Source organism: Microbacterium sp. P5_E9 (assembly GCF_054049175.1).
Genome location: NZ_JBFUMV010000019.1, coordinates 69,088 through 83,794, shown reverse-complemented (window position 1 = coordinate 83,794; position 14,707 = coordinate 69,088). Strand labels below are relative to the sequence as shown.

General features: G+C 68.5%; 12 protein-coding genes. 1 reads left to right on the top strand and 11 read right to left on the bottom strand.

The features are described 5' to 3' along the window. Nucleotides 1–20: 20 nt before the first annotated feature. From ACXJ3V_RS17820 to ACXJ3V_RS17800, 5 genes are all read right to left on the bottom strand, one after another. Nucleotides 21–935, bottom strand: coding sequence for a carbohydrate ABC transporter permease (locus ACXJ3V_RS17820; RefSeq protein ID WP_457101683.1), 915 nt, complete (start codon nucleotides 933–935; stop codon nucleotides 21–23). A gap of 19 nt (nucleotides 936–954) precedes the next feature. Beyond that, a complete protein-coding gene (locus ACXJ3V_RS17815) occupies nucleotides 955–1,929 on the bottom strand; it encodes a carbohydrate ABC transporter permease (RefSeq protein ID WP_457101682.1) in 975 nt (324 codons plus the stop codon). Continuing rightward, on the bottom strand, nucleotides 1,926–3,224 hold the full coding sequence (locus ACXJ3V_RS17810; protein WP_457101681.1) for an ABC transporter substrate-binding protein: 1,299 nt from the start codon (nucleotides 3,222–3,224) through the stop codon (nucleotides 1,926–1,928). Before ACXJ3V_RS17810 ends, ACXJ3V_RS17815 begins: the two co-directional genes overlap by 4 nt. A gap of 92 nt (nucleotides 3,225–3,316) precedes the next feature. Further along, on the bottom strand, nucleotides 3,317–4,309 hold the full coding sequence (locus ACXJ3V_RS17805) for a LacI family DNA-binding transcriptional regulator (RefSeq protein WP_457101680.1): 993 nt from the start codon (nucleotides 4,307–4,309) through the stop codon (nucleotides 3,317–3,319). Nucleotides 4,310–4,485: 176 nt separating this feature from the next. Then, complete coding sequence (locus tag ACXJ3V_RS17800; RefSeq protein WP_457101679.1) at nucleotides 4,486–5,376, bottom strand: helix-turn-helix domain-containing protein; 891 nt, start codon at nucleotides 5,374–5,376, stop codon at nucleotides 4,486–4,488. Nucleotides 5,377–5,474: 98 nt separating this feature from the next. Between ACXJ3V_RS17800 and ACXJ3V_RS17795 the strand changes: the two genes are divergently transcribed. Further along, nucleotides 5,475–8,426, top strand: coding sequence for a DUF5107 domain-containing protein (locus tag ACXJ3V_RS17795; protein ID WP_457101678.1), 2,952 nt, complete (start codon nucleotides 5,475–5,477; stop codon nucleotides 8,424–8,426). Between the two features lie 36 nt (nucleotides 8,427–8,462). Here ACXJ3V_RS17795 and ACXJ3V_RS17790 read toward each other — a convergent pair whose 3' ends face one another. From ACXJ3V_RS17790 to ACXJ3V_RS17765, 6 genes are all read right to left on the bottom strand, one after another. Continuing rightward, complete coding sequence (locus ACXJ3V_RS17790; protein WP_457101677.1) at nucleotides 8,463–9,593, bottom strand: glycerate kinase; 1,131 nt, start codon at nucleotides 9,591–9,593, stop codon at nucleotides 8,463–8,465. Nucleotides 9,594–9,605: 12 nt separating this feature from the next. Further along, nucleotides 9,606–10,652 (bottom strand): LacI family DNA-binding transcriptional regulator, encoded by a 1,047-nt coding sequence (locus tag ACXJ3V_RS17785; RefSeq protein WP_457101676.1) that lies wholly within the window; start codon nucleotides 10,650–10,652, stop codon nucleotides 9,606–9,608. Next, nucleotides 10,649–11,536, bottom strand: coding sequence for a sugar phosphate isomerase/epimerase family protein (locus ACXJ3V_RS17780; RefSeq protein WP_457101675.1), 888 nt, complete (start codon nucleotides 11,534–11,536; stop codon nucleotides 10,649–10,651). Before ACXJ3V_RS17780 ends, ACXJ3V_RS17785 begins: the two co-directional genes overlap by 4 nt. Beyond that, nucleotides 11,533–12,714, bottom strand: a complete 1,182-nt coding sequence (locus ACXJ3V_RS17775; protein ID WP_457101674.1) for a dihydrodipicolinate synthase family protein — start codon at nucleotides 12,712–12,714, stop codon at nucleotides 11,533–11,535. The genes ACXJ3V_RS17780 and ACXJ3V_RS17775 overlap by 4 nt, the downstream gene beginning before the upstream one ends. A 34-nt stretch (nucleotides 12,715–12,748) precedes the next feature. Further along, nucleotides 12,749–13,954 carry a Gfo/Idh/MocA family protein gene (locus ACXJ3V_RS17770; protein WP_457101673.1) on the bottom strand — a complete coding sequence of 402 codons (1,206 nt, stop codon included), beginning with the start codon at nucleotides 13,952–13,954 and terminating at the stop codon, nucleotides 12,749–12,751. 97 nt (nucleotides 13,955–14,051) lie between these two features. Next, on the bottom strand, nucleotides 14,052–14,702 hold the full coding sequence (locus tag ACXJ3V_RS17765) for a hypothetical protein (protein ID WP_457101672.1): 651 nt from the start codon (nucleotides 14,700–14,702) through the stop codon (nucleotides 14,052–14,054). Between the last annotated feature and the right edge of the window lie 5 nt (nucleotides 14,703–14,707).

Genomic DNA, 14,707 nt, shown 5'->3' with positions numbered 1-14,707 from the left:
GACGCGGGAGCGCGACGACGTCATCCCTTGACGCCCGATCCGAGTGCGGAGCCGATGAAGTAGCGCTGTGCGAACAGGAAGATGAACAGTACGGGCAGGATGTACAAGATGGCGCCGGCCGCTTGAATGGTCAGGATGCCGTTCCCACGGGGGTCGAGGTAGCCGACCGCTGTCGCCACGGCGAGTGTCGTGTTGTTGATGTTCAGCAGCAGGGCGGGAGCGAGGAAGTCCCCCCACGCCCAGGTGAATGACAGCAGCAGCGACGTCAGGATCACGGGGCGAGCGAGCGGCAGGAAGATCCTCGAGAAGATCCGCCACCATCCGCAGCCGTCGATGATCGCCGCGTCCTCGAGTTCGATGGGGATGGCGGTGAAGAACTGGCGGAACAGGAAGATCAGGTACGGCGTGCCGGCCAATCCCCAGAGAACCCATGGCCAGTACGTGCCCACGATGCCGATGCGGGAGAACAGGATGTAAGTCGGAATCAAGGTGGCGATCGACGGGATCATCATGGTCGCGATGACGATGGTGAACAGTGTCTTGCCGCCACGTCCGCGAAGGCGGGCGAAGCCGAATCCCACGAGCGCGCTTGTCGCGGTCGTCAACACCGCGGTCAGCGTTGAAAGGAACAGCGAGTTCAACGCGTACTTGCCGAAGTCGATCCGTGTCACCGCCTCGACGAAGTTCGACCACTGGGCGTCGACGTCGACGATCGCAGCAGCGCCCTGGGAGAGTTGACCGGGGGAGGCGATCGAGATCAGGAACAGCCAGACGAACGGCACGACGAAGATCGCAACGGCGACAACGACCCCGATGTAGGTGTACGCGGATGCGCGCTGGCTGTCTCCGCCGATGCGGCGGCGACGCCGCCGTGGCTTGATCTCGTCCGGCGCCCTGTCGATGGGTGCCGAGATGTTCTCGATGAATGTAGTCATGTCGTTTCTCTGTTTCGTTCTAGTCGCTGGCTTCGGTGCCGACTTGGTAGAACACGAACCGCTTGCTCAGCCGCTGCAGCAGCAGGGTGAACAGGAGGACGAACACGAAGAAGACCCACAGCATCGCCGTCCCATAGCCGAATCGCTGATTCGTGAAGAACTCGTTGTAGACCTCGACCATGAACAGCCTGGTGCTCTGGGGGACGGTGGCTGACGCGGCCAGCCGGTTCGATTCGGCGAGCAGCAACGGCTGCACGAGAATTTGCAGTGTGCCGATCACGCCTGTGACCACCTGGAAGTACAGCACCGGCGAGATGAGCGGGATCGTCACGCTCCGGATGATCCGCCACGTGCTTGCACCATCGATGCGGGCGGCCTCTTCCAGCTCCACTGGCACGTCCTGGAGGGCGGCGAGCGAGATGATCATGCCGCCGCCGATGCCCCACAGCATCATGACGATCAGCGCGTAGAACGCCCACGGGTCGGCGAGCCAGGTCACCGCAGGGATGTTGAAGATCGCCAGGATGCCGTTCGCGAGACCGGCGTCGCGATTGAAGATCAGACGGAACGTGATCGCAACGGCCACCACGGGAACGACGGACGGCACGAAGAAGATCGCTCGCACGAGACCACGCGCCCGGATCCGCTGATTCACCAGCACGGCGAGGAAGAGTCCCCCTGCCACGCTCAATGGCACGACGACAATCGTGAAGACGAACGTGCGCAGCAAGCTCCCCCACGCGCCTGGGTCATCGGTGAACAGTTCGATGTAGTTGCGGAAACCGATGAATCTCCAGATCGGCGAGTACCCGTCGAAATTCGTGAAGCTGACCACCAACGCGAAGATGAGCGGCGCGAGGGTGAGGAAGAGGAATCCGAGAACCCACGGCGAGACGAACAGGTAGAACGTACTGGTGCGGTAGCGCCGCCAGCCGCGGCCGCGAGTGGGAGCACTCGCGACCGCGGCMGGTGCCACCGAAGTGGCGGTCGTCATCCCAGCTGGTCCTTGCCCTGGGCGAGCAGCTTGTTGATCTCGTCCTCGACGGTCTGGGTGGCCTCAGCAGTGGTCTTCTCACCCTTGATGACCGCCTGCAGTTGGGCGTCGATGGTGTCGATCCACGCCTGCGCCTGGATGTACGGAGAGTCGGGAAGCAGCGTGTTGAATTCGAACTCACCCTTGGCCGTCTCCAGGGACTGCGTCTGATACGGGAAGTCGCTCGGGACGTAGTCGAGAAGGGACTTCAGACTCGGCACACCCCAGCCGCTCTTGGCACGGTCGATCGCAGGCTGGCCGGCCATGAAGTACTCCATGAACTTCCATGCCGCGTCCTTGTGCTTCGATGCGGACGGGATCCACGCCCCGATTCCGCCGTTGAAGCTCGGGCTGACCCGCTCGTCGAAAGTCGGAGCGGGAGCCATCGAGATCGTGTCCCGGAGACCTGCGAACTCGTCACCCGTGAAGCCACCACCGAACCAGAACCCGTCCATCGTCGTCGCCATCTCGCCGGTGCCGAACACGTTCATGTCCGAGCCGTCCGGAAGCGGGTTCAGCGAGGTCGGGCCAACGTCAGCCTTGGCGTAGTCGACGAACCACTGGAATGCGCGCTGAGCCTCCGGCGACGTGAAGTCCGCCTCTGTGAGGTCCGCGTTGTAGATGGTGCCGCCCTGCTGCAGGATCATCGTGAACATCGGTGCCGCCAGGCCCCACGCCCATTCGACGCCAAGACCGTGCTTCGCGCCCCCGGCCTTGAGTTCCTTCGCGACATCCAGCAGCTCGTCCCAGCTGACCGGCTCGGTCGTGCTCAGCGGTTCGACTCCGGCCTGCTCGAACAGAGCGGTGTTCTGCCAGATGGTGGCATCCGGACTCCAGTCCTTCACGATGCCGTAGAGCGAGCCGACACCCGACTTCTTGCCATCCCATCGCCAGTTGTTGTTGATGGGAAGGAGTTCATCCTCGGTGATGACCTTGCTCTYGGCGACGTAGTCGTCGAGCGCGGTTGCGAGACCCTTGGCGAAGGTGTTGGCGGACGGAGCTCCGCGCACGAAGTCGGGCGGGTCGCCCGCCGCGAGCATCGTGTTCAGGCGCGTCTGGTCGAACTCGATGAACTCCACCTTGATGTTGGGGTTCTCGTCTTCGAACGCCGCGATCTGCTCGGGGCTGAGCTCATTGCTCGCGTACATGACGGAGATCGTCTGGTCTTCGTCGGCGCTGACTGATTCGCCACCGCTGGCGCTGCAACCTGCGAGGGCGAGTGCGCCGACGGTGAGCAGGGCCGCTGCTGCGGCCATCCTCCGCCTCGGTCGTGCTGTGGGATTCGTGGACATCGCTGTCCCCTTTCTCAGTGGTGTGGTGCTAGGTGGATATGTTCCTGGTGTCCAGGTCAGGGCGCCGACTCGCGCACGATCAGTTCGGTGGGAACCGTGAGTGCGAGGGGCGAAGGGGGCGGATCCAGCACAAGCCGGACAATCTCTGCGCCGATCGTCGCGAAGGGCTGGCGAAGTGTGGTCAGTGGTGGATCGCAGGTGAAGGCGATGCCCGCGTCGTCGAATCCAACGACGGCGACGTCATCCGGCACCGAGCGGCCCGCCGCGTGCATCGCGGCCACCACGCCGACCGCCATCGCGTCGTTCGAGGCGAACACTGCATCGATGGATGGGCCCTCCGCGAGCCGAGCTCCGGCGATTCTGCCGCTGGCGTGGCTCCAGTCGCCGACGATGACGAGTTCGGGATCGAACGGAAGGCCAGCCGCTTCCAAGGCCTCGGCGTAGCCGGCAAGCCGGTCCTGCCCGCCGGCGACGTCCGTGGGACCCGTGACCGTCGCGATCCGTCGGCGTCCGCTCGCAATGAGATGCTCGACGCCCCGTCGCGCACCCGCACGGTCATCGGCTGCGACGCTGCTGATGATGTCGCCGCCGATTCGTCCGCACGAAATGGCGGGGATGCCGCACTCCGCCAGGGCGGCGTTGATGGGATCATCGGCCGCTGCCGAGAGCAGCACAACGCCGTCGACGTGGCCGGCAGTTGCGAAGTCGAGTGCCCTCGCTCGTTCACCCTCCGTCGAGGCAGTCATGACGATGAGGTGCCTGTCCTGTCTGTCCAGCGCAGACGTGATGGCGCCGAGGAGGACGGCGTAGTTCGGATCGCCGAAGAGTCGATCCTGAGGCTGAGTCAGCAGGACGCCGATCGCCGACGCCCGACCCGTCGCGAGAGAACGCGCCACGCGATTCGCGCGAAAGCCGGTTTCGCGGATGGCAATGCTGATCGCGTCCGATGACTCGGCTCCGACCCATTTCCCGCCGTTCAGATAGCGCGACACCGTGCCGTGGGAGACCCCGGCCATGCGCGCGACATCCCTGATGGTCGGACGCCGCATGCCAGAGGGTGGGGACGGGATGTCGCGACCCGCGCTCGATGTGGACTGCATGGCGCTCCCCCCGTCCTGAATCCTCGTTGACTGTGACCGGTCACAACGGACTGACTGTAACCGGTCACAACCCTGGCGGTCAAGCGCTGCCGAGGCCAGCCGTGCATCATCGCTGTCGAGCGGGACTACACCGCCGCGAGCGACTCGAAGTCGGCCTGCCGGCGGAAGTGCGTCGGGCTCACGCCGTTGACGGCTCGGAACTGCCGCGAGAAGTACAGGGCGTCCTCGTAGCCGACAGCGCTGGCGATCTGCGTAACCGGCAGCTCGGTGGTGAGGAGGAGCTCTCGGGCGCGAGCGCTGCGCAGCCTCTTCAGGTACTCCTTCACCGACGTCCCGGCCGAGGAGCGGAAGAGTGCAGAGAAGTGGGACGTACTCAGTCCCGCCATCGCTGCGAGCTCTGGGACGGAGAACGTCGTGTCGAGGTTGTTGCGCAGATAGTCCTGCACGTGACGAATTCGATCATTGGCGGGCCCCGCCCCTTGCATGCGACTTGCAGTGATCTGGGCGAGCACGCGCCACATCGCGCCGGCGGCGATCAGCAGCATCGGCATGGTCTCGTCCTCCTCGAGCGCGCCGACGGCCTCTTCGAGTGACTGCACCGCCGAGTAGACGTCTCGAAGTCGCACGACCGGGTGCGCGCCGTCCTTCAAGATGGCCGCGACGAAGTCATCTGCATCCTCGCCCGTGACGTGCGCCCACCAGATCGTCCAGGGGTCCCGCCGATCGGCCTGATAGCGATGGCGCAGGCCGCGAGCGAGCACGACCGCGTCGCCGCGTTCCACCCTCTCCGGATTCTGCCCATCGACTTCGACCCATCCGGCTCCGTCCGTGCAGACCATGACAACGGTCTCACGAGCGCCGTGTGCCCGCGCTCGGCCGTGCTGTGCCGCGTGCGGAAAGTAGCCGGCATCCGTCACGAGGAAGCGCCGCACGATCGGATGACTCCGCGCGGCCTCGACGACCGGGCCAGGGAGAACCCGCAAGCGCTGACCGACGAACCCTTCAGGTAAGTACACGACGACAGGATAGCGCCGGCGGAGACCAGCGATTCATCCATCTGTTTCGCTCTGATTGTCCTAGTCCACTGGTCAGGTCTCGACATATCTTCATTCATATGTGCTCATCGCGCGATACCACCGCCCTGCCGGCAGCAGCGACGACCCTCCCGTTCGTACTGCCCGAGGCGCCCGCGGAGCTGCGCGCTTCACTCGAGGCGGGGAACGCCATCGCCTGGTACGAACCCGTGGAGATCCCCACCTACGAGCCGCACGATCCCTCGGCCTTTCCGCTGTACCTCGATCGGCGGGTGTACCAGGGCTCGAGCGGGCGCGTGTACCCGCTGCCCTTCACCGAGCGCATCGACTCGGTCCCCACGATGCGGCGGTGGAACGCGGTCCACATCGAAAACCACTACCTCCGCGTCATGATCCTCCCCGAGCTGGGTGGCCGGATCCACGTCGCGTACGACAAGACGACGGACTACGACTTCTTCTATCGCAACAACGTCATCAAGCCCGCGCTCGTCGGATTGGCCGGCCCGTGGATGAGCGGCGGGGTCGAGTTCAACTGGCCGCAGCACCACCGTCCCGCCACCTTCCTGCCCGTCGAGTCCACGATCGAGAGCCACGACGACGGCAGCGTGACGGTGTGGTGCAGCGATCACGATCCGTTCGCTCGCATGCGAGGCACCCACGGCATCCACCTGCGGCCAGAGAGCTCGACCATCCGACTGGACGTTCGCCTGCACAACCGCACGAGCCTCCCGCAGACCTTCCTCTGGTGGGCGAATGTCGCCGTGCGGGTGCACGACGACTACCAGTCCTTCTTCCCCGAAGACGTCAGGTTCGTCGCCGACCACGCCCGCCGTGCGATCACCGCCTTCCCCCAGGCCGATCGCCCGTATTACGGCGTGGACTACCAGGAGCGCGCCAGCGAAACGCCCGGTGCCGATCGACTGGACTACTACCGCAACATCCCCGTGCCGACGTCCTACATGGTGGTCGACACCGAGCACGAGTTCTTCGGCGGTTTCGATCACGCCGTCGGAGCCGGCTTCGTGCACTGGGCGGACCGGCGCGTGGCGCCCGGAAAGAAGCAGTGGACCTGGGGCAACGCGCCCTTCGGACAGGCGTGGGATCGCCTGCTGACCGATTCCGACGGCCCTTACGTGGAGCTGATGGCGGGCGTCTACACCGACAACCAGCCGGACTTCTCGTGGATCGCGCCGGGAGAGTCCAAGCGATTCAGCCAGTACTGGTACCCGATTCCCGCGATCGGCGTCGCGCACGAGGCGACACCGGATGCCGCGATCCACGTCGAGCGGGGCTCGGAGTTCTCCGCCGCCGTCGCTGTCACCTCACCGCGGCCGGCAGCGCGACTGCGCGTGCTGAGCCCGACCGGCGCTCAGCTCGTCGAGCGGTCAGCCGACCTGGTCCCCGGAGCACCCTGGCACGTCGAGTTCCCCGTTCCGTACGAGGCCGGGATGACCGTGCTGCTGGTGGACGCGAGCGGGGCTGCCCTCGTCGAGTGGCAGGCGCCTGTCGAGGTCGACGAGCCATCGGAGCCGTGGACCGCGACGGCGCCGCCCGCGCCGGCTGAGGTGGCGAGCGTCGACGAGCTCTTCTACATCGGCCAGCACCTCGTGCAGTACCGCCACCCGAGCCGCTCGCCGCTGGAGTACTGGACCGAGGCGATCCGTCGCGATCCATCCGATTCCCGGGTGCTGCCCGCTCTCGCCGAGCTGGCGTTCCGGGCCGGCGAGTACGACACCGCGCGCGGATACGCAGTGCGGGCGCTCGCGCGGGTCACCGCCCGCAACGGCAACCCGCGGCACGCCGAGACGCTGTACCTCCTCGGGCTGATCGAGTCCAGGCGCGGGGATCCGCGCTCTTCGCGAGCCGCGTTCGCGAAGGCAGCCTGGGACGCCGCCTTCGTCGCGGCCGCGGGGCTCGAGATGGCGCGCCAGTACGCCCGCGAGGGCCGTCTCGAGAATGCGCTGCACGATCTCGACGAGCTCGACGCCGTCGCAGCCGACGACCGTCGCCGGGGACCCCTTCGAGTGGTGCTGCTGCGACGGCTGGGTCGGCTGGCCGAGGCAGACGCGACATTGTCGCGTCTGCTGGCACAGGAGCACCTCAACCCCACGCTCCGCTTCCTCCAGTCCGGAGCACTGCCCGCCGACGGCCACCTGGCGCTGGACGTCGCCCTCGAACTCGCACAGTCCGGCGAGGACGACCTGGCCCTCGAGTCGCTCGCCGCCGTCGCGGCGATCGGGGCGAGCGGAGCTGGGAACGTCGCGCCCGTCGCGCATTACCATCGGGCCGCCATCCTCGACCGGTCCGGTCGGACAGAGGATGCCGCGGCTGCGCGCGCCGCTGCCCGATCGGTCGACCGCAAGTGGTGCTTCCCCGCGGGACTCGACGACCACGATGCGCTGCTCGCCGCCGTGCACGCCGAAGACGATCCGGTCGCCGCCTCGCTCCTCGGAATGCTGCTGTTCGATGTCGGTCGACGCGCCGATGCCCTCGCCCTGTGGGAGACCGCAATCCGTGCCGGTGGCGACGACCCGCTCCTGCTTCGCAACGCCGGTCTCGCCAGCTACAACGTCGCTCACGATGATGCGCTGGCCGTCGAGTACTACGAGCGGGCGATCCAGCTCGATCCCGCCGACGCGCGCCTGCTCTTCGAACGCGATCAGCTCGCGGCACGGCTGGGCGAGACCGATGCGCAGCGCCTCGAGCGGCTCGCGCAGCGGTTCGAGGTGGTCGCCGAACGAGACGACCTGGTGGTGGAGTACGCCGAACTGCTCGTGAGAACCGGGCAGCCGGATGCCGCGCTCGCGCTCATCGAAGGTCGGAGCTTCCAGCCCTGGGAAGGCGGCGAGGGCCGAGTCCTCGGCGCCTGGGATCGCGCGCGGGCCTCGCTCGGACTGCCGATCGCCGAGCCTCCGCTGAGCCTCGGCGAGGGTCGCCCACTGTACGAGGCGCCGATCGCACGCCGAGCAGACGGGGAGGTCGACTACTTCGCGACCAGCCTTCCTGACCTGCTTCTCTTCTCGAGGTCCTGACGCGGTCTTCCTCGCGCCCTTATGCGGGGGGTGATTTCAGTCTTGGGGCGCGTACGAACGGGCGAGCGCAATGCCCGCCTCACGCAGCCAGCGCGCGGGGTCGGCCATCGCGGCCGTGCCGCTGCCGGCGAGGTCGGTGAGCGAGACGGATGCCGCGAACCCCGATCTGTCGGCTTCCGGTGCGATGCGTCCGGCGACGAGCGCGACCGGCACGCCGGCCTGCGCGGCGAGCGCGGCGACGTGTGTCGGCGCCTTACCCGCGGACGACTGACCGTCGAACGAACCCTCGCCCGTGACGACGACGGATGCCGCGGCCAGCGCGGCGCGCAGCCCGATGAGTTCGGCGACCTCGGCGGCGCCGGGGACGAGCCGGGCGCCCCAGGCGAGCAGCCCGAAGCCCACACCACCTGCGGCACCCGCTCCAGGAGTCGTCGGGTCGGCGGGGAGGAGGGCGGCGAGCCTCGCGAGGCCGGCGTCCGCGCGTTCGACGGCGGAAGGATCGAGGCCCTTCTGCGGGCCGAACACCGCCGCCGATCCGGCTGCGCCGAGGAGCGGATTCGTCACGTCGGTCAGCACGACCACGCCACCTGCGGGCCGAGCGCGGAGCCCGCTGAGGTCGGCGCTCTGCACGGAGTCGAGGCCGCGCGCACCCGGCGGAATCGGCGTGCCCTCGGCATCCGTGAATCGCGCACCAAGTGCGGTGAGCACCCCCGTGCCCCCGTCCGTGGACGAGCTGCTGCCGATGCCGAGAACGAGCCGCGAGACGCCGTGGTCCAGCGCCGCCGCGATCGCTTCACCGAACCCGACCGAGTGCGCATCGAGCGGCAGCAGGTCGTCACCGAGCAACTCGATCCCGGAGGTGGAGGCCAGCTCGACCACCCCGGTGCCGTTCGGTGCGTCGGCTGTCGGCGGAAGGAGGAGCCAGGATGCCGCGACCGGGCGCCCGTGCGGACCCGTCACGGTGACCGGCATCCGGATGCTGCCCGGGACGGCCGCCGCGAAGGCGGCGAGCGTGCCCTCTCCTCCGTCGGCCATCGGGCGCGCGCGGATCTCGGCGTCGGGCAGCACCGTGCGCCATCCCGCCGCCACCGCGGCAGCGGCGTCGGCCGCGGAGATCGATCCCTTGAAGCTGTCCAGGGCGAGGACGACCTGCATCGCTGTGGCCATGCTCGTGCCCGCCTAAGGGGAGGGGGTGAGCGGGGTGCTATCGCGCAGCACGACCTCGAGCGGGAGCGGGCGGGCTTCGGCATCCCACTCCTCGTCCACGGCGGCGCGCAGCGCGCGATAGCCGACGTCCTCGAGGGGGACCCTGACGGTGGTGAGGCCGGGCGTCACGTCCTGCCCCGCGGGGATGTCGTCGAACCCGGCGAGCGCGATATCCGGGCCGACCACCCGGTCGGCTTCGCGGACGGCCGACATCGCGCCGATCGCGACGACGTCGCTGATCGCGAACACGAGGGTGCCCGGCTGGACGCCGTCGAGGATCGCCTGGCGCATGAGCTTCGACCCCGACTCTCGGGTGAAGCCGCCGCGGTACACCCGCAGCACATCGCCGCCACCAGCGGCGAACCCTTCGGTGAATCCGGCGGTGCGATCGTCCGAGGTGACCACGCCTTCGCCGGCCGCGAGCACGATCGCCTCGCGGTAGCCGCGGGCTCCGAGCGCCAGGCCCAGAGCGCGCGCGCCGCTGGCGTTGTCGAACGTGACGGAACGCGCTCCCCCACCGCCCGGTCCGAGGACGACGACGCGGCCGCCGCCGGACGCGAGGGCATCGAGTTCGGCCTGCACCGTCGGGTCCGACGACTCGGTCGTGCGCGAGGCGGCGAGGATGAGGCCCCGCGGGCGCTGCCCGCGCAGCGCCCGCACGAGGCGCGCCTCGCGCGCGGGGTCGCGCTCGGTGATCGAGATCGTCACGATGAGTCCGGCTTCGTCGGCGCCGCGGGCGACCCCCGCCGCGATCTGGCCGAAGTACGGGTCCGCGATGTCGGCGACCAGGAGTGCGATGATCGCCGAGGTGCCCCGCGCGGTGGCCTGCGCCGAGACGTTCGCGGTGTAGCCGAGCTCCAATGCCGCCGCTTCGACCCGCTCGCGGTAAGCCTCCGCGACCGTGCGCGTCGAGCCGTTCAGCACCCGGGACGCGGTCGCGAGCGACACGCCGGACGCACGGGCCACATCGTGCAGCGTCGGCGCAGAGGTTCGTGCCCGCGTCGTCGGGGAATCGCTCACGAGCGGGAGTCTACGGGTGCGCCCAGGAGCGGCGAGATCGCCGTGCCGAAGGTCTCGGCGGTGCGACGCACGACATTCTCCGGGGCATCCGCCCAGATCTGCTCGTTGAAGATCTCCACCTCGATGTCGCCGCGATACCCGGCGTCGAGCACGGCTCGGGTGAGCGAATCGAAGTCGATGATCCCGTCGCCCGGGTAATGCCGGCCGAGCAGCACGTCAGCGGGCAGCGGGGTCTTCCAGTCGCACACCTGATAGGTCGCGATGCGTCCCTCACGGCCGGCGCGGGCGATCTGGTTCAGCACATCGGGGTCCCACCAGATGTGGAACGTGTCGACGGTCGCACCGACCACGGCCGGGTCGAAGTCCGCCGCGATGTCGAGCGCCTGACCGAGCGTCGAGACCACCGCGCGGTCGGAGGCGTACATCGGATGCAGCGGCTCGATCGCCAGCGTGACACCCGCGGCCGCGGCATCCGGAGCCAGTTCGCCGATCGCGTCACGCACGCGCTCGCGGGCGCCGATCAGATCGCGAGATCCTTCGGGCAGACCCCCTGCGACCAGCACGAGGATCGCCGTAGACCCTGGTGCTCCTGCGGCGGCGAGGATCGCGGCCTCTTCGATCGCTACGCGGTTGTCGTCGATCGCGGCACGCCGCCGCGACCCCTCCGGCAGGGTGAAGAACCCGCCCCGGCAGTGCGTCGTGAAGCGCAGGCCGGAATCGGTGAGCAGCTTCGCGGCGGTCGCGAGGCCGACCTCCTGCACCGGCTCGCGCCACAGGCCGATCGCCTGCACGCCCGCGTCCGCGGTGACCCGCAGGGCGGTCGCGAGATCCGCGTACTTGATGGTCGCCTGATTGATCGAGAGCCGGGGATCTGGGGCGGTCATGCGTCCACTCCATTCAGGCGCAGCATCCCGTGCCACCGCTGCGCGGCGAGCTCGGGCTGCTCGAGGGCGTTCGAGGCGTTCGCGAGCTCGACGATCCGCGAGAGATGCGGAAGGCTCCGCGCCGAGTGCAGCCCGCCGACCATCTGGAACGCGGCCTGGTGACCGTTGAGCCAGGCCAGGAACGCGACGCCGGTCTTGTAGTAGAAGGTGGGCGCCGCGAAGACCTGCCGGCTGAGCTCCTCGGTGGGGCCGAGGAGCGCGAGATACCGATCGGGGTCGCCCGCATCGAGTGCCTGGATCGCGGCGGAGGCGACCGGGGTGATCGCGGCGAAAGCGCCGAGCAGGGCATCCGAATGCCCGCCCGCACTCGGCGGCTGCTGCGCGTCGGGCACGTCCGAGCCGCCGATGAGACCGACGTAGTTGAAGTCGTCGMCGGTGAACATGCGCACCCCCTCGGGGAGCCGTTCGCGCACCGAGACCTCGGCCGCGGCGTCCAGCAGGCTCATCTTGACGCCGGCGATCTTGTCGGAATGCTCGCCGATGATGTCGAGGAGGACATCGGATGCCGCGGCCCAGTCGGTCGAGCCGAAATAGCCCGCGAGCAGCGGGTCGAACGCGGTGCCGAGCCAGTGCAGCACGACCGGGGTCGTCGCCGACGCCAGGACCTCGCGGTAGACGCGGCGGTAGTCGTCGGCCGAATCGGCGGCGCGGGCAAGATGGCGCGAGGCCATCAGCACCGGACCGGCACCCTGCTCCTCGGTGAAGTGCAGCTGCTCCTTGTACGCGTCGATGATCGCGTCGAGGTCGATCCACCCCTCGGCGACGTGGTCGGTGTTCACGCCGACGACGACGGAGCCGCCCTCTTCGCGCGCCACTTCGGCACTGCGAGCGATCAGCTCACGGGTGGCGACGGCATCCAGTCCCATGTTGCGCTGCGCGGTGTCCATGGCGTCGGCGACGCCGAGCCCCCACGAGTACACCGACCGGCGGAACGCGAGGGTGGCGTCCCAGTCGATCTCGGCGGGCTGACCAGGGGTGTTGTCGGCCCAGGTCTTCGGCACCACGTGCGCGGCGGCATAGGCGACGCGGCTGCGCAGCGGCGCGGTGGGCTTGGTGAACGAGGGCGCCTCGGCCAACTCGGCCGTCGACGTCGCACCCTGAGCGTCGAGGAGGGTCAATCCCCCGGTTGCTGAGCTCTGTCGAAGCACCGTCTCACTCCAGCGTCAGCGTGCGGATCTCGACCTTGCGGCCTTCGCGGCTGGACTCGAGGCCGGCCTCGGCCAGCAGCACGCCGCGGGCACCCGAGAGCAGGTCGAACTCGTAAGGCGTGCCCTCGACGTAGGAGACCAGGAACTCCTCCCACTGCTGGCGGAATCCGTTCTGGAACACGTCGTTCGTCGGGATCTCGGCCCAGTCGGCGTCGTAGTCGTGGTCGTCGGCGAGGTCGGGATTCCAGACCGGCTTGGGCGTCGCATTGCGGTGCTGGATCTTCGCACCGAACAGCCCGACGACCGCGGAGCCGTGCGTGCCGTCGACGTGGAACTCGACGAGCTCATCGCGGTTGACGCGCACCGTCCAGGACGAGTTGATCTGGGCGATCACGCCGCCCTCGAGCTCGAAGATGCCGTAGGCGGCGTCTTCGGCGGTCGCCGCGTAGGGCTCGCCGTTCTCGTCCCAGCGGGTCGGGATGTGGGTGGACGCCTGCGCGTACACCGTCTCCACCTTGCCGAAGAGGTTCTCGAGCACGTAGTTCCAGTGCGGGAACATGTCGACGATGATGCCGCCGCCGTCTTCGACCCGGTAGTTCCAGCTCGGGCGCTGGGCGGGCTGCCAGTCGCCCTCGAATACCCAGTAGCCGAACTCGCCGCGGACGCTCAGGATGCGACCGAAGAACCCGGAGTCGATGAGCCGCTTGAGCTTCTGCAGGCCGGGGAGATAGAGCTTGTCGTGCACGACGCCGGTCTTCACTCCGGCGGCAGCGGCGAGGTTCGCCAGCTCGAGCGCCTCTTCCACGGACTCGGCGGTGGGCTTCTCGGTGTAGATCGTCTTGCCGGCCGCGATGGCCTTGCGCAGGGCCGTGGACCGCGCCTTCGTGACGAGGAAGTCGGCGTAGATCTCCCAGCGCGGGTCGGCGAGGGCTTCATCCAGGTCGGTCGTGTAGTCCTCGATGCCGTGCTTGGCAGCCAGCTCGGCGAGCTTGCCGGCGCTGCGACCGACGAGGATCGGCTTGACCGTCACGCGCGATCCGTCGGGCAGTTCGATGCCGCCCTGATCGCGGATCGCGAGGATCGAGCGGACGAGGTGCTGGCGATAGCCCATGCGGCCCGAGACGCCGTTCATGATGACGCCGATCTCACGCACCTGGGGACGGTTATCGGATGCCGGGGCAGGAGCCGGGGCGAGAGTCGTGTCAGTCACGGGGTTCTGCTTTCTTCAGGGAGTCGGTCGACATTGACATGTGGGTAAACGCTTTCCCGCTATTGTTGCACGGTCTTCAGAACACAGGCAAGCCGGGTCAGCGGCGCCTTCGACGTTCGGGGATCGCGACGACCGCAAGGGCGGCGCAGCCGAGGGCGGGGATGACGAGGGGTACGAGCGCCCACGTCGCGACGCCCACGAACACAGCCGTGGCGACCAGGAAGAGCGCCCCGGTGACGTCGGCCGCCAGTCCAGCAGGAACGCCGCTCACCGCGGTGCGCCAGCCGGCTTCCGGAGTCCACGCCCCCGCGGCCGCGAGGAGGGCGACCGCGACGGCAGCGAGGAGGGCCCAGCCGACGACGGCCATCGCGATGCCGCCAGGCAGCGCGCCGGAATTGGCCAGAGCGACGTCGAACATGAGGAGCAGCACGAGCAGGAGCCCGATCACGCCGACGACGAGTCCACCCGGGAGGGCCTTGAGGTAATCGCGCCAGAACTGGCGCTGGTGGGATGCTTCGGCGTTCAGGTAGCGGCGCAGGTGACGGATGCCGGCGGCCAGGGCCGCGGGCAGTGTGACCAGCAGGATCCCGCCCGCTGTGACGAGCAGGCCGACCAGCAGCACCTCTCCGAAGAGTGCGAACGCACCGGTCACGCCGGGGAAGCGCATCGGGGTGCGCTCCTCCAGAACGGGTCCGGCCCCGGACAGATCCGCCCGACGGGCAGCTCGCTCTTCGCGTCTGGTGGCCATGACGC

What these genes read in the sequence shown, in the direction of transcription:
- ACXJ3V_RS17820 (WP_457101683.1), bottom strand. Translation starts at nt 935, where the DNA reads ATGACTACATTCATCGAGAACATCTCGGCACCCATCGACAGGGCGCCG.
- ACXJ3V_RS17805 (WP_457101680.1), bottom strand. Translation starts at nt 4,309, where the DNA reads ATGCGGCGTCCGACCATCAGGGATGTCGCGCGCATGGCCGGGGTCTCC.
- ACXJ3V_RS17795 (WP_457101678.1), top strand. Translation starts at nt 5,475, where the DNA reads ATGTGCTCATCGCGCGATACCACCGCCCTGCCGGCAGCAGCGACGACC.
- ACXJ3V_RS17790 (WP_457101677.1), bottom strand. Translation starts at nt 9,593, where the DNA reads ATGGCCACAGCGATGCAGGTCGTCCTCGCCCTGGACAGCTTCAAGGGA.
- ACXJ3V_RS17780 (WP_457101675.1), bottom strand. Translation starts at nt 11,536, where the DNA reads ATGACCGCCCCAGATCCCCGGCTCTCGATCAATCAGGCGACCATCAAG.
- ACXJ3V_RS17765 (WP_457101672.1), bottom strand. Translation starts at nt 14,702, where the DNA reads ATGGCCACCAGACGCGAAGAGCGAGCTGCCCGTCGGGCGGATCTGTCC.